This window comes from Streptomyces sp. NPDC051105 (genome assembly GCF_040682795.1).
Lineage (GTDB): Bacteria > Actinomycetota > Actinomycetes > Streptomycetales > Streptomycetaceae > Streptomyces.
In genome coordinates this window covers 751,327-772,363 of sequence record NZ_JBFBBR010000001.1, presented here as the reverse complement: position 1 = coordinate 772,363, position 21,037 = coordinate 751,327, and the positions used below count along the sequence as shown (strand labels likewise).

The window sequence follows — 21,037 nt, the reverse complement described above, 5'->3', positions numbered from 1 at the left end:
ACAATGACAATGCCATCAGCTCACGCGCGTGAAAATGGGAGGGATTTCTCCTGGGTCAAAACTATCCTGGGACAAAACTCTCCCTCCCAAGGGGACGGCGAACGATGCGACACTGAGAGGCATGACCAGTGACGCCCATCTCAATGAACTGGGGGAATTCCTCAAGGCCCGGCGTGCCGAGCTCAGCCCCCGCACGGTCGGCCTGCCCGAGACGGGCGGTCCGCGGCGCGTGGCCGGACTCCGCCGGGAGGAGGTGGCCCTGCTCGCCTCGATCAGCACCGACTACTACACCCGCGTGGAGCAGGGCCGCATCGCAGCCTCCGCGCCCGTGCTGTCCGCCATAGCCCGCGCCCTGCACCTCGGCAATGACCAGCGGGACTATATGTTCGAGCTGGCGGGAAAAGGTAGCGGCCGGCCGCGCCGACGCGGCGTGCAGAAAGTTCAGCCGCAGCTTCAACGGCTGATGAATGACCTCACGGCGACACCCGCAATGGTTCTGGGCCGCCGTATGGATATTCTGGCGTGGAATCCCGCGGCTGCCGCGCTGGTCACGGATTTCGCAAAAGTCCCGGAGAAGAAGCGCAACTATATTCGGCTGCTCTTCACCGACCCTGCTGTCAAGGCGCTGTACCCGGACTGGGAGAACGTCGGCCGCGGCTGCGTCGCCCAGTTGCGCAATGAAGCCGCCAAGTACCCCGACGATCCCAGGCTGACCGCGCTGGTCGGTGAACTGTCGATACAGAACGATCACTTCCGGCAGTGGTGGGGCGCTCACCACGTCTCCGCGCTGACCGTGGGCACGAAGACGATCAGCCACCCGGTGGCGGGCGAACTCCGTCTCGAATGGGACACCCTCGTCTGCAGCACCGACCCCGATCAGCAACTGGTCATCTGGACCGCGGAGCCGGGCACCTCCTCCTACGACGGCCTGCGCTTCCTCTCCTCGTGGGCCACCACGTCCCAGCCCCAGCAGACCGCATCCGACCCCGCCGACTGACGCGTCCGGCCAGGATGTTCGCCGGTTGACGACGACGCGGGCCCACGCCGCCCAGGACACAGGCGAGCGGGCAACCCCCACCTTCCGCCCACCGAAGGCAGACGCATGTCCACTGAACTCACGGACTCAGCCGTACCTCCGACCGACGAGTCCCGTCCGACGCAGTCCCGGCGCACCTTCATCGCGACGACCACCGCGGTCGGCGGTGCGGTTGTCGCGGGCGGGCTGACCGCGGGACCGTTCGGAGCGGAGGAAGCAGCCGCCGCGGAGGCGCCGCCCAGCGGCAGCGTCTCCCTGACCGTCAACGGGAAGCGGCGCACCGTCACGATCGACAACCGCACCTCGCTCCTCGACCTGCTCCGCGAACACCTCGGGCTGCCCGGCAGCAAGAAGGGCTGCAACGCCGGGGCCTGCGGGGCGTGCACGGTCCTGGTCGACGGCCGCCGGGTCAACTCTTGCCTGACGCTGGCGGTACGGCTGGAGGGCTCCGAGGTCACCACCATCGAGGGCCTCGCCCCGAACGACGACCAACTGCACCCGTTGCAGGAGGCGTTCATCAAGCAGGACGCCTTCCAGTGCGGCTACTGCACCCCGGGCCAGATCATGTCCGGCGTCGGCTGCATCCAGGAGGGCCACACCGGCTCCGCGGAGGAGATCCGGGAGTGGATGAGCGGCAACATCTGCCGCTGCGGCTGCTACGTCAAGATCGTCAAAGCGGTCGAGCAGACCGCGAACGGGAAGTGAGCGCTGTGCACCCCTTCTCCTACACGAAGCCCTCCGGCACCCGCGAGGCACTCAACGCCGGTCGCCGCGGCGGGCGTTACATCGCCGGCGGCACCACGCTCGTCGACCTGATGCGGGAGACCGTCGAGCGGCCGGAAGCCCTCGTCGACATCAGCGCCCTGCCGCTGCGCGAGGTCACCGTCACCGAACGCGGCGGCCTGCGCATCGGCGCCCTGGTGCGGATGGCCGAGGCCGCCGAGCACCCGAAGGTGCGCACCCTCTACCCGGTGATCTCCCAGGCGCTGGAGCTGAGCGCGTCCGCCCAACTGCGGAACATGGCCACCATCGGCGGCAACATCATGCAGCGCACCCGCTGCACCTACTTCCGTGACGTCACCGCTGCCTGCAACAAGCGTGAGCCCGGCTCCGGTTGCGCGGCACGGGACGGCTTCAACCGCACGCACGCGATCCTCGGCACCTCCGAGTCCTGCGTGGCCACGCACCCCTCCGACGTGGCCGTCGCCTTCGCCGCGCTGGACGCGAGTGTGCAGCTGGTCGGTCAGGACGGCGGGCGCAGCGTCCCTTTCACCGACTTCCTGTTGCGGCCGGGCAGCACACCTCACCGTGAACAGGTCCTCAGGCAAGGCGAGTTGATCACCGGTGTGGAGATCCCGGCCCATCCGCGCCCTCTGAAGTCGGGCTACCTGAAGGTGCGTGACCGGCAGTCGTACGAGTTCGCGCTGACCTCCGCCGCCGTCGCCCTGCACGTACGCGGTGGCGTTGTCCGCGAGGCGAAGGTCGCCGCCGGAGGTGTGGGCACCGTGCCGTGGAAGCTGCCCGACGTCGAACGTCACCTCATCGGGGAGCGGCCCTCCGAGTCCCTGTGGACCGCGGCGGCCGAGCGTGCCGCCGACGGGGCCCGCCCGTTGCAACACAACGCCTTCAAGGCCGAGTTGCTGAAACGCACCGTCGAACGCCAGCTGCGCATCGTAGGAGGTACCCAGTGAGCCCGCAGCCGCAGGCAGCCGTCGGCGCGCCGCTGTCCCGGGTCGACGGGCGGCTGAAGGTGACGGGCAGAGCGACCTTCGCCGCCGAGCACGACATCGACGGAGTGGTACACGCGGTCGTCGTCGACAGCAGGGTCGGTCTGGGACGGATCACCGGCATCGACACCCGCGCCGCGCTCGCCCGGCCCGGCGTCCTGAAGGTGATCAGCCACCTCAACGCGCCCGAGCTGGCGTACCGCGACAACGCCGGCTCGAACAACCCACCGGGCAGACGGCTTCGCGTCTTCCAGGACGACCAGGTCCTCTTCCACGGCCAGCCGGTGGCCGTCGTCGTGGCCACCACCCTGGAGGGTGCACAGCACGCCGCGAGCCTGGTGAACGTCTCGTACGACGCGGAGAAGCCCTCCACTGACCTGACGGCCGCGAAGGCCGGCGAGCGGACGACGTACGCGCGCGGTGACGCGGACAAGGCACTCCAATCCGCCGCCGTTCGGCTGGAGATGACGTACCGGGCCGCCCGCAACAACCACAACCCGATGGAGCCGCACGCCACCATCGCCCGCTGGGAGGGCGACAGGCTCACGGTGTGGGACAAGACCCAGTGGGTCGTCGGCGGCACGCAGACGGAACTCGCGGCCGTGTTCGGTATCCCGCTGGAGTCGGTACGCGTCATCTCGCCGTTCGTCGGCGGCGGCTTCGGCAGTGCTCTGCGCACCTGGCCGCACACCACGATCGCGGCCCTGGCCGCACGCGAGACGGGCCGGCCGGTCAAACTCGTCCTCACCCGACGGCAGTTGTACTTCGGGACCGGCTTTCGGCCCGCCTACGAGTACAAGGTGCGCCTCGGCAGCGACCGGCGCGGCCGGCTGACCGCGATGACGCACGACGTGCGTGCCGAGACGTCGTCGTACGAGGCGTTCACGGAGGCCGTGCTGGTCCCGGGGCAGATGCTCTACAGCATGCCCAACGTCCAACAGGCGTACAGCACCGTGCCGTTGGACGTGCACACCCCGCTCTACATGCGCGGCCCCGGCTACGCCACCGCCTCCTTCGTCATCGAGTCGGCGATGGACGAACTCGCCCACGAACTGGGCGTCGACCCGATCGAGCTGCGCCGACGCAACGAACCCGACGACGACCAGTCCAGCGGGCTGCCGTTCTCCACCCGGCGGCTGCGCGAGTGCTACACCGCCGGGGCCCGGGAGTTCGGCTGGGAGCGGCGCAATCCGAAGCCGCGTTCCACCCGGGAGGGTGACTGGCTGATCGGCACCGGCATGGCGGCCGGCGTCTATGACACCGTGCGGGTCGCGGCCCAGGCCCGGGTCAGGCTGGACGCCGACGGCACGGCCCTGGTCGAGGCAGCGTCCAGCGACATGGGCCCTGGGACGTACACTTCCCAGACTCAGGTAGCAGCCGATGCCCTCGGCCTGACCATGCGCACCGTGACCTTCCGGCTCGGCGACTCCCTGATGCCGCCGACCCCGCCGCACGGCGGCTCCATGACCATGGCCAGCGTCGGCTCGGCCGTCCAGCTCGGCTGCGACCAACTGCGCACGCAGGCAATCAAGTTGACCGTCGAGGACGAGGACTCGCCGCTCTACGGGGCAGACGCCGACACCATCGTCGTACGCAGCGGCCGGCTGCACGTGAAGGACGACCCGGCGCGCGGAGAGACATACCGGCAGCTCCTGACCCGCAACAATCTGAGTCACCTGGAAACGCTCGGGTCGTACACGCCCGCCGAGGCCCGCTTCTCCATGTTCGCGTACAACGCGACCTTCGCCGAGGTCGCCGTCGACGCCCGTCTCGGGCTGGTACGGGTCCGGCGTCTGCTCGGCGTGTACGACGCGGGCCGCATCATCAGCCCCAAGCTCGCCGACAGCCAGGCGCTCGGCGGCATGGTGGGCGGCATCGGCACGGCCCTGCTTGAGCACACGGTCACCGACCACCGCGACGGCCGGATCGTCAACGCCGACCTCGCCAACTATCTCGTCCCCGTCAACGCCGACGTCCCCGATCTGAAGGCGATCTACCTCGACGGCGAGGACCCCGAGGCCGACCCCATCGGCGTCAAGGGCCTCGGAGAGGTGGTCCACGTGGGCGTGGCACCTGCCATCGCCAACGCGGTCTTCCACGCCACCGGCCGTCGCATCCGCGAACTGCCCATAACCGCCGAGGCGTTGCTCTGAGCCGAGGCTCCGACACGAGCCCTCGGGGCGGCCGGTTTCGAGGTGAGGCGGCCGCCCGGGGCCCTCTCCCCCGACCGTCCGGCGGTTCCGCACACCCCCGTCGCCGGACGCCACGGCCGCCGCCGTGAACTGTTCCCCCGCGGCGCGGCGGTGGCCCGCCCAAGCCGTAGACGCCCGCCACGGGAGATCCTCCATGCTGAACATCGCGGACACGCTGTACGACTGGTGCCGCGCGGCCCGCCCCTTCGCCCTCGCGACCGTCGTCCAGGTCAGCGGCAGTGCGCCCCTGCCACCCGGCACCGCGCTCGCCGTCGACGCCGACGGTACGGTCGTCGGCAGCATCTCCGGCGGCTGCGTCGAAGGGGCGGTCTACGAGCTGTGCCGGCAGGTGCTGGAAGACGGCGGCGCCCCGGCACGGGCCCGGTTCGGCTACTCCGACGACGACGCCTTCGCCGTCGGCCTCACGTGCGGCGGCGAGATCGACGTACTGGTGCAGCGAGTGGAGCCGGCGGACGGGACCCGCCTGACCGCCGTACTCGAAGCGGTGGCCCTGGGCCGTCCCGCGGCCGTGGCCCAGATAGTGGACGGTCCGCAACGACTCCTCGGGCGCACCCTTCGCGTTTTCGGCGACACCGGGGCCCACGACGGAAGCCTGGGCAGCGAGCAGGCGGACCGGACGGTGGCGGCCCAGGCCCACGCACTGCTGCGGGCGGGCCGCGCCGGCCGTATCGAGGTCGGCGGCGACGCCGACAGCTGCCCCGAGCGGCTGTCCGTCCTCATCCACGCCAGCGCACCCCGCCCCCGCATGCTGATCTTCGGCGCGGTGGACTTCGCTGCCGCGCTGAGCCGGGCGGGAAACCTCCTCGGCTATCGCGTCACGGTGTGCGACGCACGCCCCGTCTTCGCCACCCCGGCCCGTTTTCCGCACGCCGACGAGGTCGTCGTCGACTGGCCGCACCGCTACCTGGAGCACACCGACGTGGACGCCCGCACCGCCGTCTGCGTCCTCACGCACGACACCAAGTTCGACATCCCCCTGCTCCGGCTCGCGCTCGGTCTGCCGGTGGGTTACATCGGCGCGATGGGCTCCCGCCGCACCCACGACCACCGTCTGGACCTGCTGCGCGAAGCCGGTGTACCGGAGACCCGACTGGCCCTCCTACACTCCCCGATCGGTCTCGACCTCGGTGCCCACACCCCCGAGGAGACGGCCGTCTCCATCACCGCGGAGATCATCGCCCACGCCAACCGGGGCAGCGGGCTGCCGTTGTCCCGCGGCACCGGGCCCATCCACCGCCACCGCACAGCGGGATCACCCGCCTCAGGGACATCGGCTGCCCCGGCGCATGTCTGACGAGAAAGGCCCGTCGGCCGCAAGACGCGAGCTTGCCCACCACGTCCCGACAGCCCGGCCGACAATCGACTCCTGGAGACGACCGCAATGAAGAGGAACCCGCCGATCATCCTCACGGCCGTACTCGTACTGGCGGGGTGTTCAACGGCGACGTCCGAACCCGGAACCTCCCCGCCTCGATCCTCCCACCGGCCGTGCACCGTCCGGCGGCGGGCGACAGCTACACGGGCCCGAGCCTGACGGGCCTCACCTCCGACGACTGGAAGGTGACGGTGGTCAGCGACGAACTGAACTATCCCTGGGAAGTCAGGGTCTCCGAGGGCACCTTGGTCGTGACCGAAGTCGCGGCACCATCGCGATGATCGACGGCACCTTGGTCGTGACCGAAGTCGCGGCACCATCGCGATGATCGACGCCGACGGCGGTCTCGAACGGTACGACGTGCGGACCTCGGATCCGGTCGTGCACGACGGCGGCAGCGGCCTGATGGGTCTCGCCCTCGCCGAGGACTTCGGCGACACCGGCAATGCCTACATCTACTACACCTATGCCGCCGACTCCGAGCTCATGAACCGGATCGCTGAGGTCAACTACGACGGCACGGCATGGGGGGAGACACGCGTCCTGCTCGACGACATCCCCGGACACCAGCTCGGGGGACGGTTGGCGATTGGGCCCGACATGAACCTTTGCGCCAACGCGGGTTGGGTCACAACGACGACTATCCCCAGGACGTCGACAACCTGGCCGGGAAGATCCTCAGGATGAACCTTGACGGCCGCCCCGCCGAGGGCATTCCCTTCAAGGGCTCCTCCGTCTACTCCTACGGGTACCGCAACCCCCAAGGGCTGGCATGGGACAGGAAGGGCCGGCTCTTCGCCGCGGAGCACGGCGAGTCCGCGCACGACGAGATCAACCGCATAGTCCCCGGTGGCAACTACGGATGGCCCCTCGTCCAGGACGACACCCAACGAGACGGAAAGCGGGCCGCGTTCATCAACTCCGGCACCGGAACGTGGGCACCGTCCGGCATCGCCTTCGCCGGTGACGAACTGCTCGTCGCGGCGCTCTCCGCCCAGATCCTGTACGTCGCGAACCAAGACAAGGGCTCACTCGACCCCGTGTTCAGCTCCGGTGAGCGGGCACGCGCCGTCCTGCCGTACCAGGACGGCGTCTACGTGACCTCCACCAACACATCTCCGCGCGCCACCACCCGGTCCGAAGCCGCCGATCGCTTGCTGTGGATCCAGCCGAATCGCTAGCGACAACAGAGGTGCCAAGGAGGCGCCCGCCTCGCGCCTTTCCGACGCCGCCACGACTGTGTGCTCCGCCCCGGCGAAGCCGGTCTCGACGGTCGGAGAGCCGTTGCCCGCGAGCATGTTCGACGCTACGGTCCTGGCCGATCACCGGTCGGCGTTGGGCCAGGCCGCTCACGAAGAAGAGGTCAGGACAGCACGTGCTTGGGCAGACCATGAAGGTCATCCGTAATCCGGTTCTGGCCGGCTCGCATCCCGATCCGTCCGTCCTGCGGGTGGGATCCGACTACTACCTGGCAACCTCGACGTTCGAGTGGTGCCCGGGCGTACGACTGCACCACTCCCGGGACTTGGTGCACTGGCGGGCTCTCGGCGGGGCGCTGGACAGCGTACGGCTGCTGGACCTGACCGCCAGTCCGGACTCCGGCGGCGTCTGGGCGCCCAATCTGAGTTATGCGGACGGCCTGTTCCACCTCGTCTACAGCAACGTGTCGACGTACGCGGGCGGTTTCACCGACAGTCCCAACTACCTGGTCACCGCGCCATCGATCGACGGACCCTGGTCCGATCCGACGCTGTTGCACGCGCGGGGCTTCGACGCGTCCCTCTTCCACGACGGCGCCGAGAGCTGGATGGTGAACCTGGTCCACGACTGGCGCCCGGGCCATGGCGGTTCGGCGGGTCTGGAAGCGACTCGCTACGACCGCACCGCGCGCCGCCTGTCCGGCGAACCGATCCCGATCCAGCTGCCACCCGGGGCCGGGTGGATCGAGGGCCCCAACCTGTACCGCCGCGGCTCCTGGTACTACCTGCTGACCGCGGACGGCGGCACGGGATACGACCACCAGGTCACCGTCGCCCGCTCGACCGCCCTGGCCGGGCCCTACCAGCGCGACCCGGACGGCCCGCTGATCACCGCACGCCACCACCCCGACCTGCCGCTGCAGAAAGCCGGGCACGGCAGCCTGGTGGAGACACCCACCAGGCAGTCGTACCTCGCCTATCTCGCCGCCCGGCCCCACGGTCGCCATGGACCGTGCGTACTGGGTCGCGAGACAGCGTTGGCGCCAGTCACCTGGACTCCCGACGGATGGCCGCGTACTCCGACAGGGCTGCCCGCTCTTGAGATAACCCCTCCTGACCGTCCTGCCGTTGGAGATGAGACGCCGACCGTTGACAGCATTACGACTCCGGACGGTTTCGACGGCTTCGATCAGCCGACCCTTGGCCCCCACTGGTCCACCCTGCGACGACCGCCGACACCTGACTGGCTCTCCCTGGCCGAACGCCCGTCCCACCTACGGCTACATGGCGGCCGTTCACCGCAGAGTCTGATCGGCCCCAGTCTGGTGGGCCGCCGGGTGACCTCCGCGAGCTGTTCCTTCGAGGCCCAAGTGGAGTACCGCCCGCGGCACTTCCATCACCTGGCAGGGATCACCGCCTACTACAACACCCGGAACTGGTACTTCCTGCATGTCACGGTGGATGACCAGGGGCAGGTGGTGCTGCGTACGGCGAGTTGCGACCGGGGAGCGCTGAGCGTCGATGAAGCGGGCCAGGAGTCGCTCGGTGACACCGCGCGGCTACGACTCGGCCTCGACATCGACGGGGCAGCCCTGCGTTTCCGCTTCGACACCGGCCCCGGTTGGCGGCCCATCGGTCCGACCCTCGATGCCACCGTGCTGTCCGACGAACACGCCGAGGACATCGAGGGCGGCCAGATCCGGGCCATGGGATTCACCGGTGCGTTCACCGGTCTGTGGGCCTGGGACCTGACCGGACGCGGCTTGCCCGCCGACTTCGACGAGACCACCTTCCGCGTGAAGTCGTGACAACCTACGGCGGGGAGTTCTTCGACATGGACCCCCCGACTCCCGTCGAGGCCCACTCGTGACGCCAGGAGCCAGCCGCGGCTACCGCCCTGCAACCCTCGCCGACGTGATGATTGCGCAAACATGACGGCTGGGGGGAATGTGTCGCCCTCCGCGAAAGCAGTCGGGACTCTGTCCGTATCGGTCGCCCCACCCCTGGGTCGACAGGTCACCGTTTTACCGAGGAGCCGCAGAGGCCGCCCTGGAAGGGCAGCCGGATGCTCGGCGGCGGGCCACGGGGGCATCGGCGCCCCCGGGCGTCTCTCCGACGGGTCCCTACGCCTTCTTCGTCCTCGGCCTCTTAGGCGGCGGTGCGGTGCTCGCGCGTACGACGAGTCGGGGTTCGACGGAGTCGATCAGTCCCGCGATCGACTCGCCTCCCTCGATCTGCCGCAACAGTACGGCGACGCAGGCGCGGCCCATCTCCTCGAAGTCCTGGTGCACGGTGGTGAGCGGTGGCTGGAGGTAGGCGGCCTCGGCGACGTCGTCGAAGCCGACGACACTCACGTCGTCCGGCACCGTGCGACCGGCTTCGGTCAGGGCCCGGATCAGGCCGATCGCCATGTGGTCGTTGCCGGCGAAGACGGCGGTGATGTCGTCCCGGGCGGCGAGTTCACGGCCGATGACGTAGCCGGACTCGGCGCTCCAGTCGCCGTAGCTGACGGGCGGGACGGGGGCCCCGGCTTCCTTCAGCGCCGTGTGCCAGGCCGTGACCCGGTGGCGGGCGGAGTAGGAGTCCCTTGGGCCCGCGAGGTGCCAGACCGTGGTGTGCCCCAGGGAGAGCAGGTGCTCGGTGGCGGCGCGGGCGCCGACGAGCTGATTGTTGTCGACCGCGGGGAAGCGCTGGCCGGGGTTCCCGTCGGCCATCACGATCGGGACGCCGGGAGGCAGCCGCAGCTCGGGTCGGTCCAGAATCTGTGCCTCGATCAGCACGATGCCGTCTACGGCCTGGCTGGTGAGCTGGGAGAACGCCTGCCGCACGGCTCCTTCGGTAGGGGCTCTGACCACGGCGACATTGACCGAGTACCCGGCGTCCTGGGCCACCGCCGCGATGGACTGGAGCGTCCGGGCATTGCCGTGGGCGCTCAGGTCGAAGCTGATGACGCCGAGCATCCGGAACTGGCCGGTCGCCAGCGCACGGGCGGCGGTGTTGGTCCGGTACCCCAGCATCTCCATGGCTGCCAGGACGCGCTGCCGGGTCTCGTCGTCGACGTTGGACTTGTCGTTGGCGACCCGGGAGACGGTCTGACTGGAGACACCGGCCAGCGCGGCGACGTCCGCCTGTGAGGGCGGCCGGGTGCGCGCGGGAGGGACGCTCTCAGCGGCGGCTCCGGCCGAGGTGCTTCCCGCCCTGCTCATACCCAGGTCTCCTCGCTCGTCCAGGCTGCTTGCTCTCCTCATGATGTTGGCGCAAACACGGGCGTGGAGTCAATTCAGGTGCGGACACGGCGCCTCTGGAGCCTTCGGATGGCGAGGTCAGACCGTATAAGCGCCCGGCATGCGCCTTATCTAGAGCTTCTGTCCCCCTGGACATCCGTCGGATTCCTTTTGGTAACACCCTCTTGACACGCGGGAGCGAGCGCGGGCAGTCTCCCATCCAGTCAAGCGTGTTAGCGCAAACACGGTCCGTCAGTACCGCGTGAACAGGACCAGAGCCTTGAGCAAGCTGTCTTCGTCCGCCGCATATCCGTCTCGCCGGGGGGTGACTTCCCCGCACGGCCGATTCGGCTACGTACTCTTCGCACCCTTCCTGCTGGTTTTCGCGATCGCCATCGCCGCACCCTTGCTGTACGCGGTCTACCTGAGCCTCTTCCAGGAGCGGCTGGTCGGCGGCACCGTCTTCGTCGGCTTCGAGAACTACACCCGGGCCTTCGGCGACACCCTCTTCCGCGTGGGGCTGGCGCGGGTGGCGCTCTTCCTCGCCGTACAGGTGCCGATCATGCTCGGCCTCGCACTGCTCGCCGCGCTGATCATCGACAGCGGCCGGCTGCGCTGGGCCGGCCTGTTCCGGATCGGCATCTTCATCCCCTACGCGGTCCCCGCCGTGGTGGCCGCGCTCATGTGGGGATATCTGTACGGCCCGAACTTCGGCCTGGTCCACCAGGTCGGGGACGCGCTCGGCGTCGCCATGCCGAACCTGCTGTCCAAGCCCTGGATGCTGGCATCCATCGGCAACATCAACACTTGGGAGTACACCGGCTACAACATGCTCATCCTGTACGCGGCGTTGCGCTCGGTACCCGAAGAGCTGTACGAGGCCGCGGAGATGGACGGCGCCGGAGCGATCCGCCAGGCATGGAGCATCAAGATCCCGGCACTGCGTCAGGCGCTGCTGCTGACCGTCATCTTCTCGATCATCGGCAGCTTCCAGCTCTTCAACGAGCCCAACATCCTGCAGTCGCTGGCGCCCGACGTCATCACCACCAGCTACACGCCCAACATGTACGCCTTCAACCTGGCGTTCAATGGCCAGCAGTTCAACTACTCCGCCGCCATCGCCGTCCTGCTCGGCGTGGTCACGGCCGCCGTCGCCTACGCGGTCCAGCTCTGGACCGCCCGGAAGGAGCGCGTCCTGTGACCGCCACCGCAACAGCCCCTGCCCGCCGGCGTACCCGTCCCGGCCGCCCCGATCGCCCCGCCGGATCCGGTCGGCGTGCCCCGCGGCGACGCGGCAGCACCCCGCTGACGGTGGCCATGGTCCTGATGCTCGCCTACACCCTGCTGCCTCTGTTCTGGCTGCTGATGAGCAGCACCAAGAACAGCAAGTCGCTGTTCTCCAGCTTCGGCCTGTGGTTCGGCGACGGCTTCCACTTCTTCCAGAACGTCCACGACGTCCTGACCTACGACGACGGCATCTACCTGCGCTGGTTCGGCAACACCCTGCTCTACTCCGTGGTGGGTGCGGGCGGAGCGGCGATCATCGCGACAGCGGGCGGCTACGCCCTGGCGAAGTACGAGTTCCGTGGGAAGAAGGCGCTGTTCGCCCTGGTGCTGGGTGCCGTCACCATCCCCACCACGGCGCTGGCCGTCCCCACCTACCTGCTGTTCAGCAAGCTGGATATCGTCAACACCCCCTGGGCGGTGCTGATCCCGGCGCTCGCCAGCCCGTTCGGCCTGTATCTGATGCGGGTCTACGCGCTGGACGCGGTGCCCGACTCCATGCTCGAAGCCGCCCGCATCGACGGTTCGGGTGAGCTGCGGACCTTCTTTACCATCTCGCTGCGGCTGCTGGCTCCCGGGTTCGTCACCGTCCTCCTGTTCGCGCTCGTCGCGACCTGGAACAACTACTTCCTGCCCCTGATCGTGCTGAGCGATCCCCACTGGTTCCCCCTGACGGTGGGCCTGAACCAGTGGAACACCCAGGCCAGCGGTCAGAGCACGGTCGGCACCGCACAGCTCTACCCGCTGATCGTCACCGGAAGCCTGCTGGCGATCGTGCCCCTGATCATCGCCTTCCTCTTCCTGCAGCGCTTCTGGCAGTCCGGCCTCGCCAGCGGAAGCGTCAAGCAGTAAGCCCCTCCCTCCCCAACCCGGTTCCACCTCCCCCAATGACGTAGAGGAGCACCACAGCCATGTCCTTTTCACCCCCGCCCCGTAGACGAGTCCTCCTCGCCGCCGCGCCTGTCGCCGCGCTGGCTCTCACCCTGACCGCCTGCTCCGGATCCGCCGACTCGGGCGGCGCGAACGCGGCCGCGACGGCCGGCGCGCTCGACAAGGCGACCACGCTGACCTTCTGGACCTGGACGCCCAACCTCAAGCCGATCGTCGCCAAGTTCGAGGCGCTGCACCCCAAGATCAAGATCAACGTGGTCAACGCGGGCCAGGGCCCCGCCGAGTACACGAAGCTCCCTACCGCGATCAAGGCCGGCACCGGCGGCCCCGACATCGCCCAGGTCGAGTACTTCGCGCTGCCGGAGATGGCCCTGTCCAAGGACCTGGTCAACCTCGACGACTACAACGTCCAGTCGCTCAAGGACAAGTTCACCGCCTCCGCGTGGTCCCAGGTCTCGACCAACGGCGGGGTCTACGGCGTCCCTCAGGACACCGGCCCGCTGACCATGTTCTACCGCACCGACGTCTTCAAGAAGCTCGGGCTGCAGGCGCCCAAGACCTGGAAGGAGTTCGCCGACGACGCCGCCAAGATCCATGCGGCGGACCCCACCCACTACATCACCGCCGTGGACCCGAGCGACGCCGGCGTTGTCGACAGCCTCATCTGGCAGGCGGGCGGCAAGCCCTTCCAGACCACGGGATCCACCAAGGTCTCGGTCAACCTCAAGGACGCCGGCGCGACCAAGGTCAGCACCCTGTGGACCTCCCTGCTGTCGAAGAAGCTCGCCGACCCCACCGCCATCTGGACCAACGAGTGGTGGCAGGGCATGGCCAGCGGCAAGTACGCCACGTGGATCGCCGGCGCCTGGGCGCCGGGCAGCATCGCCTCCACCATCCCGCAGACCTCCGGGAAGTGGGCCGCCGCCCCGGTCCCGCAGTGGACGGCCGGCGGCAAGGCCTCCTCCGAGAACGGCGGCTCCTCCAACGCCGTCCCGGTGACCAGCAAGAACAAGGCCGCGGCGGTGGCCTTCGCGGAATGGCTCAACTCCGACCCGACCGCGACCAAGGCACTGGCCGACGGCGGACTCTTCCCGGCCACCTCGGCGCTGCTCAAGGACCCCGCCTTCCTCAACAAGAAGATCGCCGTCCTCGGTGACCAGCAGGCCAACCAGGTCTACGCCGCTTCGTCCGCCCAGGTCACCCCCGGCTGGCAGTACCTGCCCTTCCAGGTCTACGCCAACTCGGTGTTCAAGGACACCACCGGGCAGGCCATCAGCGCCGGCACCGACCTGTCGGCCGGCCTCACCGCCTGGCAGAAGCGGATCGCCGACTACGGGAACCGGCAGGGCTTCACCGTCAGCGGTGGCTGACCGCCGCCGGACATCCGGAAACGGGGCGGGGCACCATCTCACCATGGTCGCCCCGCCTCGTCCTCCCCGCCACAAGGAGCAGCCCAGCCGTGCCCGTGCTTGAGATCCTCGACGAGGGATTCCTTCTCGACGCGCAGCCGTTCCAGATCATCTCCGGCGGCCTGCACTACTTCCGTGTCCATCCCCAGCAGTGGGCCGACCGGCTGCACAAGGCCCGCCTGATGGGCCTCAACACCGTGGAGACGTACGTCCCCTGGAACCTGCACGAGCGCCGGCCGGGCGAGTTCCGCATGGACGGCGCCCTCGACCTGCCCCGCTTCATCGAGCTGGCCGCCGCCGAGGACCTGCACGTCCTGCTGCGCCCAGGCCCGTACATCTGCGCCGAGTGGGAGGGCGGGGGCCTGCCCTCCTGGCTGCTGGCCGAGCCGGGGATCGTCCTGCGCAGTTCCGACCAGCGCTACCTCGCCGCGGTGGACCGCTACTTCGCGGCGCTGCTCCCGCTCCTGCTGCCGTACCTGGGCACCCGTGGCGGCCCGGTGATCGCCGTACAGATCGAGAACGACTACGGCGCCTACGGTGAGGACACCGCCTACCTGCGCCACCTCGCGGAGCTGCTGCGCCAGTACGGCGTCGACGTCCCGTTGTTCACCTCCGACCAGCCCACCGACCTGGCCCGCGGCGGACTCGACGGAGTCCTGCGGACCGCCAACTTCGGTAGTCGGGCCGCGGCGAACCTCGCCGAACTGCGCCGCCACCAGCCCACCGGACCGCTGATGTGCACCGAGTTCTGGGACGGCTGGTTCGACCACTGGGGCGGCCCGCACGCTGCCCGAAGCGCCGAGGACGCCGCCGCCACCCTGGACGAGATGCTGGCCGCCGGGACGTCGGTGAACTTCTACATGTTCCACGGCGGCACCAACTTCGGCTTCACCAACGGTGCCAACGACAAGGGCGCCTACCGGCCCACCGTCACCTCCTACGGCTACGACGCCCCGCTCGACGAGGCAGGCGACCCCGGCCCCAAGTACACCGCCTTCCGGGAGGTCATCGCCAAGTACGCCCCGGTCCCCAACGGGAAACTGCCCGACCCGGCACCCAAGCTCGCTGTCCCCGGCGTCGAACTCACCCACAGCGCCGCCCTGTTCGACAACCTGTGGGTCCTGGGCGGTGATCGGGCACTGCACGCGCAACAGCCGCTGACCATGGAGCAGTTGGGCCAGGACTTCGGCTTCGTCCACTACCGCACCACCCTGCCCGCCGCCGGCCCCGCACTGCTGAGCGTCGGTGACGTCCGCGACCGGGCCCAGGTGTTCCTGGACGGGCAACCCGCCGGCGTCCTGGAACGCGAGAACCACGAGTACGCCCTGACCTTCGACGTACCCCGAGCGGGCGCGGTGCTCTCCGTGCTGGTCGAGAACCAGGGCCGGATCAACTACGGCCGGGGCATCCACGACCGCAAGGGCCTGCTCGGCCCAGTCGCCCTGAACGGCGTCGAACTCACCGGCTGGCAGTGCACTCCGCTTGGGCTCGACACCCTCGACGGCCTGGCCTTCGCTCCGACGGGCACACCGCTCCCCGGACCGGCCTTCCACCGCGGCCACTTCGACATCGAGCGGCCCGCCGACAGCTTCCTCTCGCTGACGGGCTGGACCAAGGGCAACGCCTGGATCAACGGCTTCTCCCTCGGCAGGTACTGGTCGCGCGGTCCGCAGCACACCCTTTACGTCCCCGCGCCCGTCCTGCGCCCCGGCCGCAACGAGATCACCGTCCTCGAACTCCACGCCACCACCAGGCGCATCGTCGACCTCCGTGACACCCCCGACCTCGGTCCCACCGAGGAGTAGCGGGGCATCCTGCTCCCGTCACGTCCTTCGCTACCACTCCCTGCGCCACCACTCCGAAAGGACCTCCCGCAATGGCCTACCAGGCCGCCGACGACCGCTACACCTCGATGACCTACCGGCGCGCCGGACACAGCGGCGTGCTCCTGCCCGCCGTCTCGCTGGGCCTGTGGCACAACTTCGGAGACACCGCCCCGCTGGAGAACCAACGGGCGGTACTGCGCCGGGCCTTCGACCGCGGGGTGACCCACATCGACCTCGCCAACAACTACGGCCCGCCCTACGGCTCCGCCGAGGCGAACTTCGGCACGCTCTACGCACAGGACTTCCGGCCGTACCGGGACGAGCTGTTCATCGCCACCAAGGCCGGCTACGACATGTGGCCCGGACCCTACGGCGACGGCGGCTCGCGCAAGTACCTCCTGTCCAGCCTGGACCAGTCGCTGCGCCGTACCGGTCTGGACTACGTGGACGTCTTCTACTCGCACCGCTTCGATCCGAACACGCCCCTGGAGGAGACCATGGGCGCCCTCGACACCGCCGTCCGTCAGGGCAAGGCCCTGTACGCGGGCATCTCCAACTACTCACCGGAACAGCACCGCCGCGCCGTGGAGATCCTGGACGGCCTCGGCACCCCGCTGCTCCTGCACCAGGCCGCCTACTCCATGCTCGACCGCACCGTCGAGCCCGGCGTACTGGACGCAGTCGACGACACCGGAAGCAGCCTCATCGCCTTCTCCCCGCTGGCCCAGGGCTTGCTGACGAACCGCTACCTCAAGGGGATTCCGGCCGGCTCGCGGATGGCGGTGGGGCACTTCCTCAAGAGCGACGCCCTCACCGAGGCGAAGCTCTCCCTCATCCGGGCCCTCGCCAAGGTGGCGGAACAGCGCGGGCAGACACTCGCGCAGCTCGCCCTCGCCTGGATCCTGCGCGACCCGCGCGTCGTCTCCGTCATCATCGGCGCCAGCAGCGTCGCCCAACTCGACCAGAACCGCGCGGCGTTGGACACCGCACCCCTGAACGCTGACGAGCTCGCCGAGATCGACCGCCTCCTCGCGACGACAGGCACCCGCTGACGCAGTCCGCACGGACGGCCATAATCGCGCCCAACTACCCCGTGGAGGAGCACCTGATGAGCCAAGACGGCGGAACCCGTCCCGTGCCCGCCTCGGAGCCGACCGCTCAGGAGACATCCGACACGTCCACTCAAGATAACGGACTGTTCGAGCACTGTCCCTGGCTCTTCGGTGAAGGCGCCTCGGACACGCAGCGCGCCGAACAGCAGCTATGGCAACAGAAGTTGATCGCCACCGGGACCGTGACTGTCGGCGAGCGGTGCTACGTCGCGAAGTCAGCCGCCGTGTACCCGGACCGCCTGCACCTGGGCGACGACTCCTACATCGGCGCCCACGCGTACGTCACTGGCGACATTACGGTCGGCGCCGACTGCTCGCTGAACCCGTTCACGACCGTCCGCGGCACCGTGAAACTCGGCGACGGAGTCCGTATCGGCGCCAACACCTCCGTGCTGGGCTTCAACCACACCGCCGAACCCGACATCCCGGTCCACCAGCAGCCCGTCACCAGCCGCGGGATCAACATCGGCGACGACGTGTGGATCGGCTCCCATGTCGTCGTCCTCGACGGGGTGACCATCGGCGACCACTGCGTCATCGGCGCCGGAGCGGTGGTCACCAAGTCCGTCCGCGCCTGGACGGTCGCGGCGGGCAATCCCGCCCGCCCGATCCGCGACCGCCGGACGACCACCCGCCCGGCCGCTGACGGCGCCCCTCATGAGCAACTCGCGGAGCAGCTCGCCGAGTTCCGCCGTACGGCCACCGACCACGCGGCCGACCTCATCGCCCGCTGCTGGGCCTCGGACGCTCCGGGCGGTGGGCGGTACGTCGACCGCCCAGGAGCGGCACCCACCGTGCGGGCCCACTGCGACGCGGTGGAGATCGCGGACCTGCTGCTCGGGGACGTCCCCGAACAGGGCACGGCCGCCTCCCATATCGAGCGGTTGCGCGCGGCCCAGGACCCGCTCACAGGACTGGTGTCCGAGACCGACCCAGCCACCGGACTGCCGCGCCCGCTCCCGCCCGCAGCTCGGGACGGGTTCGTCGACGACGGAGCGGCCCAGTACCACGTGCTGTCCGTCGGCTACGCGTTGGACCTGCTGGGCAGTACCTTCGCCCATCCGATCGGCATGGCCCGCACCATGACAGCAGGCCCGCTCGTCCACCGCCTCAACGCTCTGCCCTGGCACGACCGGGCCTGGCACGCGGGCAGTTGGATCGACTCCTGGGCAACCGCCGCCCACTGGAACCTGCGCCGGGACGACGAACCGCCCGCTTCCGGCGCGCTGGAGGCACTCTTCGGCTGGCTGCTCACCCGCGTCGACCCCTCGACCGGCCTGTGGGGCGCCGCCTCACCGGCTACGGGACGACTCCAGCAGGTGAACGGCTACTACCGGCTCACACGCGGAACCTTCGCCCAGTTCGGCCTGCCCGTCCCGCATCCCGAACGCGTCATCGACGCCGTCCTGGACCACAGCCGCGACCCCCGCCATTTCACTCCAGGACGCGAGAACGCCTGCAACGTCCTCGACGTCGCCCACCCCCTGTGGCTCTGCGCCCGCCAGACCAGCCACCGCAACGCGGAGATCCGGCACTGGGCAGCAGGACAGCTCGCCGAAGCCCTGCCCCGCTGGCACCCGGGGCAGGGCTTCGGATTCGGGCCCCCGGCCGACGGCGGCGGCCCCGGCCGCGAGCCGGGCCTGCAGGGCACCGAGATGTGGCTGGCCATCGTGTGGACCCTCGCCGACCTCATCGGCCTGTCCGGCCTGCTCGGCTACCGGCCCCGCGGCGTGCACCGCTCCGAACCGGCAGGAGCTCTGGCCGCTGGAGACCGAAGGACCTGAACCTGGCACCCACACGCGGCGTCATCGTCCTGTACTTCAATGCCGCTCCTTGATGAGGAGAACGCCGCAGAGAAAGGTGAACTGCCGAGTTTGTTCCGGTGGCCAGCTGGCCGTCGGTGGAAAACAGCCGCACGCGGACTCGGCGGGGCCGGAGTTGCGCAGGCCGGTGGCGAGGGCGGCGAGGTGCCCACTCTGGCCGTTCTCGGGGACCTGCGGCGGCCACCATGAGTACGCCGGTTGGCCAACTGTGACACCAGGGGTGGGGCCATGCCGTCGTCCGACAACCGCGCGCGCGGCAGCTGCGGCACTGTGCGATGCGGCCGTCAAGGACGGACACCGGCCAGCCCCGGGCAGTAGTCAGGGGCGGTTCCTGAGCCGGGGGGCTGGGGCCGTCGGATGGAGAGCACTGGTCACGCGTCGTTCAGAGTTGGGTCTGGCCACCGTTGACCTCGTAGACGGAGCCGGTGACGAAGGCGGCTTCGTCCGAGAGCAGGAAGCTCACCACGCCTGCGACCTCGTCGACCTGACCCACGCGGCCCATCGCGGTTTTCGCGGCGATGGAGGCGCGGACCTCCGGCGGGAGTGCTCGTGCCGACGGCGCGTCGATCGGACCGGGTGCGACGGCGTTGACACGGATGCCGCGCTGCGCGTATTCGACCGCGGCGGAGCGGGTGAGTCCGACGATGCCGTGTTTGGAGGCCGAGTACGCGGCCCGGCCTGCGTGGGCCATCACCCCGGCGGTGGAGGCCATGTTGAGGATGGTCCCACCGCCGGCTTCGAGCATGTGGGCGATCTCGGCCTTCATGCTGTGGAAGACGCCGGTCAGGTTGATGGTGATGACGTCGTTCCAGTCTTTCAGAGAGATGTCGTGGACCTCGGCCAGGCCGGGCGTGATGCCGGCGTTGTTGAAGGCGAGGTCGAGAGCGCCGTAGGTCGTGAAGGTGAAAGCGACGAGCCGCTCGGTGTCGTCGAACGAGCGGACGTCCGCGGCGAACGCGGATGCGAGGTGTCCGGCGGCGCGGAGTTCCGCGGCGACGCGTTCGGCGGCCCCCGCGTCACGGTCGGCGACGACGATACGCGCGCCGTCCGCGGCGAGTCGCCTGGCGGCCGCTTCGCCGAGGCCGGATCCGGCGCCGGTGACGAGCCCGACCTTGCCGGTCTTGTCGCGCTTGTCTCGGGTGCTGGTGGTCATGCGGCGGCTTCCTCGGTGGTGAGCTGGACGAGTGTGAAGACGGCGCCCGCGGGGTCGAGGAAGACCGCGATCGTGCCGATCTCGACCGGCGTCGGCGGCATGAGCGGGGTGCCGCCGTGTTCGGTGGCGGCCGTCGCGGCGGCCTCGATGTCGTCGACGGCGAAGTAGACGTCCCAGTACGCGGGCGTTTCGGCGGGCATGGCCGGCGGCCTGGGCAGGAGCCCAGAGAAGGATCTGCCGTGGGTCTGCCACTCGCGACGGCCGAGGGGACCACTCGGCTCCGTGAGCCCCCACCCGAACGCCTCGCGGTAGAACGCCGCGGACGTGTCAACGTCGTCGGTGATTAGTTCGCCCCATCCGAGGGTGCCGTGTGCGGGCTGCTCGCGATGCGGTGCGGCGGGCGCGCGGAGTCCGACTCGTGTTCCGTTGGGGTCGCTCACGACGGCGGTTCCGGCGGACCCGCCGTCGGCCAGGGGCAGGACCGCGCCGTCGGCCTTGGAGACGGCGGCCAGCGCGGTGTCGAGGTCGTCGACGTCGAAGTGGATCAGCCATCCGGGGGTTCCGTCGGCCACAGTGATGTCGGCGATGTCGGCCACTGGCGTGCCCGCGGCGGATGCGATCAGCCGGCCGTTGGTCTCGGTGATGGCCCAGCCCAGCACGGCCCTGTAGAAGGAAGCGACGGTGTGCGGGTCGGCCGAGGCGAGGCTTGCCCATCCCGGCCTGACGGCGGTCACAGGCGCGTCGTCGGTCGTGGTCGTGGTCATG

At 69.5% G+C, this 21,037-nt stretch carries 18 protein-coding genes; 15 read left to right on the top strand and 3 right to left on the bottom strand.

Annotated features, from left to right (window positions below):
- The first annotated feature begins 121 nt into the window (after window positions 1–121).
- The 9 genes from AB0N16_RS03455 (at window position 122) to AB0N16_RS03415 (ending at window position 9,358) form a co-directional block, all read left to right on the top strand.
- Window positions 122–997, top strand: a complete 876-nt coding sequence (locus AB0N16_RS03455) for a helix-turn-helix transcriptional regulator (RefSeq protein WP_365792524.1) — start codon at window positions 122–124, stop codon at window positions 995–997.
- Between the two features lie 105 nt (window positions 998–1,102).
- Window positions 1,103–1,741 carry a (2Fe-2S)-binding protein gene (locus AB0N16_RS03450; RefSeq protein ID WP_365792522.1) on the top strand — a complete coding sequence of 213 codons (639 nt, stop codon included), beginning with the start codon at window positions 1,103–1,105 and terminating at the stop codon, window positions 1,739–1,741.
- A gap of 5 nt (window positions 1,742–1,746) precedes the next feature.
- Window positions 1,747–2,727 (top strand): xanthine dehydrogenase family protein subunit M, encoded by a 981-nt coding sequence (locus tag AB0N16_RS03445; RefSeq protein ID WP_365792796.1) that lies wholly within the window; start codon window positions 1,747–1,749, stop codon window positions 2,725–2,727.
- Window positions 2,724–4,916, top strand: a complete 2,193-nt coding sequence (locus tag AB0N16_RS03440) for a xanthine dehydrogenase family protein molybdopterin-binding subunit (RefSeq protein WP_365792520.1) — start codon at window positions 2,724–2,726, stop codon at window positions 4,914–4,916. The genes AB0N16_RS03445 and AB0N16_RS03440 overlap by 4 nt, the downstream gene beginning before the upstream one ends.
- Before the next feature lie 193 nt (window positions 4,917–5,109).
- Complete coding sequence (locus AB0N16_RS03435; protein ID WP_365792518.1) at window positions 5,110–6,270, top strand: XdhC/CoxI family protein; 1,161 nt, start codon at window positions 5,110–5,112, stop codon at window positions 6,268–6,270.
- Window positions 6,271–6,407: 137 nt separating this feature from the next.
- Complete coding sequence (locus AB0N16_RS03430) at window positions 6,408–6,632, top strand: hypothetical protein (RefSeq protein ID WP_365792516.1); 225 nt, start codon at window positions 6,408–6,410, stop codon at window positions 6,630–6,632.
- A 43-nt stretch (window positions 6,633–6,675) separates the two neighbouring features.
- Window positions 6,676–7,038 (top strand): PQQ-dependent sugar dehydrogenase, encoded by a 363-nt coding sequence (locus AB0N16_RS03425; protein ID WP_365792514.1) that lies wholly within the window; start codon window positions 6,676–6,678, stop codon window positions 7,036–7,038.
- Window positions 7,035–7,532, top strand: a complete 498-nt coding sequence (locus AB0N16_RS03420; protein WP_365792512.1) for a PQQ-dependent sugar dehydrogenase — start codon at window positions 7,035–7,037, stop codon at window positions 7,530–7,532. The genes AB0N16_RS03425 and AB0N16_RS03420 overlap by 4 nt, the downstream gene beginning before the upstream one ends.
- A 194-nt stretch (window positions 7,533–7,726) precedes the next feature.
- Entirely contained in the window at window positions 7,727–9,358 is a 1,632-nt protein-coding gene (locus AB0N16_RS03415) for a family 43 glycosylhydrolase (RefSeq protein ID WP_365792510.1), read from the top strand.
- 315 nt (window positions 9,359–9,673) lie between these two features.
- On the opposite strand, the gene AB0N16_RS03410 is transcribed toward AB0N16_RS03415, so the two are convergent.
- Window positions 9,674–10,756 (bottom strand): LacI family DNA-binding transcriptional regulator, encoded by a 1,083-nt coding sequence (locus AB0N16_RS03410; protein WP_365792508.1) that lies wholly within the window; start codon window positions 10,754–10,756, stop codon window positions 9,674–9,676.
- Window positions 10,757–11,099: 343 nt separating this feature from the next.
- Here AB0N16_RS03410 and AB0N16_RS03405 point away from each other — a divergent pair, with 343 nt between their 5' ends.
- From AB0N16_RS03405 to AB0N16_RS03380, 6 genes are all read left to right on the top strand, one after another.
- The gene (locus AB0N16_RS03405; RefSeq protein ID WP_362577093.1) at window positions 11,100–11,975 is read left to right on the top strand and encodes a sugar ABC transporter permease; all 876 of its coding nucleotides are present in this window, start codon (window positions 11,100–11,102) and stop codon (window positions 11,973–11,975) included.
- 104 nt (window positions 11,976–12,079) lie between these two features.
- Entirely contained in the window at window positions 12,080–12,910 is an 831-nt protein-coding gene (locus tag AB0N16_RS03400; protein WP_365792794.1) for a carbohydrate ABC transporter permease, read from the top strand.
- 59 nt (window positions 12,911–12,969) lie between these two features.
- On the top strand, window positions 12,970–14,319 hold the full coding sequence (locus AB0N16_RS03395; RefSeq protein ID WP_365792505.1) for a sugar ABC transporter substrate-binding protein: 1,350 nt from the start codon (window positions 12,970–12,972) through the stop codon (window positions 14,317–14,319).
- A gap of 89 nt (window positions 14,320–14,408) precedes the next feature.
- Complete coding sequence (locus tag AB0N16_RS03390) at window positions 14,409–16,163, top strand: glycoside hydrolase family 35 protein (protein WP_365792503.1); 1,755 nt, start codon at window positions 14,409–14,411, stop codon at window positions 16,161–16,163.
- A 71-nt stretch (window positions 16,164–16,234) separates the two neighbouring features.
- The gene (locus tag AB0N16_RS03385; RefSeq protein WP_365792501.1) at window positions 16,235–17,236 is read left to right on the top strand and encodes an aldo/keto reductase; all 1,002 of its coding nucleotides are present in this window, start codon (window positions 16,235–16,237) and stop codon (window positions 17,234–17,236) included.
- A gap of 56 nt (window positions 17,237–17,292) precedes the next feature.
- Window positions 17,293–19,080: an acyltransferase gene (locus AB0N16_RS03380; protein ID WP_365792499.1), complete on the top strand. Its 1,788-nt coding sequence runs from the start codon at window positions 17,293–17,295 to the stop codon at window positions 19,078–19,080.
- Between the two features lie 421 nt (window positions 19,081–19,501).
- On the opposite strand, the gene AB0N16_RS03375 is transcribed toward AB0N16_RS03380, so the two are convergent.
- Window positions 19,502–20,272 (bottom strand): SDR family NAD(P)-dependent oxidoreductase, encoded by a 771-nt coding sequence (locus AB0N16_RS03375; protein WP_365792497.1) that lies wholly within the window; start codon window positions 20,270–20,272, stop codon window positions 19,502–19,504.
- The gene (locus tag AB0N16_RS03370; protein ID WP_365792495.1) at window positions 20,269–21,036 is read right to left on the bottom strand and encodes a VOC family protein; all 768 of its coding nucleotides are present in this window, start codon (window positions 21,034–21,036) and stop codon (window positions 20,269–20,271) included. Before AB0N16_RS03370 ends, AB0N16_RS03375 begins: the two co-directional genes overlap by 4 nt.
- Window position 21,037 lies beyond the last annotated feature (1 nt).

What these genes read in the sequence shown, in the direction of transcription:
- AB0N16_RS03435 (WP_365792518.1), top strand. Translation starts at nt 5,110, where the DNA reads ATGCTGAACATCGCGGACACGCTGTACGACTGGTGCCGCGCGGCCCGC.
- AB0N16_RS03450 (WP_365792522.1), top strand. Translation starts at nt 1,103, where the DNA reads ATGTCCACTGAACTCACGGACTCAGCCGTACCTCCGACCGACGAGTCC.
- AB0N16_RS03425 (WP_365792514.1), top strand. Translation starts at nt 6,676, where the DNA reads ATGATCGACGCCGACGGCGGTCTCGAACGGTACGACGTGCGGACCTCG.
- AB0N16_RS03395 (WP_365792505.1), top strand. Translation starts at nt 12,970, where the DNA reads ATGTCCTTTTCACCCCCGCCCCGTAGACGAGTCCTCCTCGCCGCCGCG.
- AB0N16_RS03410 (WP_365792508.1), bottom strand. Translation starts at nt 10,756, where the DNA reads ATGAGCAGGGCGGGAAGCACCTCGGCCGGAGCCGCCGCTGAGAGCGTC.
- AB0N16_RS03455 (WP_365792524.1), top strand. Translation starts at nt 122, where the DNA reads ATGACCAGTGACGCCCATCTCAATGAACTGGGGGAATTCCTCAAGGCC.
- AB0N16_RS03380 (WP_365792499.1), top strand. Translation starts at nt 17,293, where the DNA reads ATGAGCCAAGACGGCGGAACCCGTCCCGTGCCCGCCTCGGAGCCGACC.
- AB0N16_RS03370 (WP_365792495.1), bottom strand. Translation starts at nt 21,036, where the DNA reads ATGACCACGACCACGACCGACGACGCGCCTGTGACCGCCGTCAGGCCG.
- AB0N16_RS03385 (WP_365792501.1), top strand. Translation starts at nt 16,235, where the DNA reads ATGGCCTACCAGGCCGCCGACGACCGCTACACCTCGATGACCTACCGG.
- AB0N16_RS03420 (WP_365792512.1), top strand. Translation starts at nt 7,035, where the DNA reads ATGAACCTTGACGGCCGCCCCGCCGAGGGCATTCCCTTCAAGGGCTCC.
- AB0N16_RS03375 (WP_365792497.1), bottom strand. Translation starts at nt 20,272, where the DNA reads ATGACCACCAGCACCCGAGACAAGCGCGACAAGACCGGCAAGGTCGGG.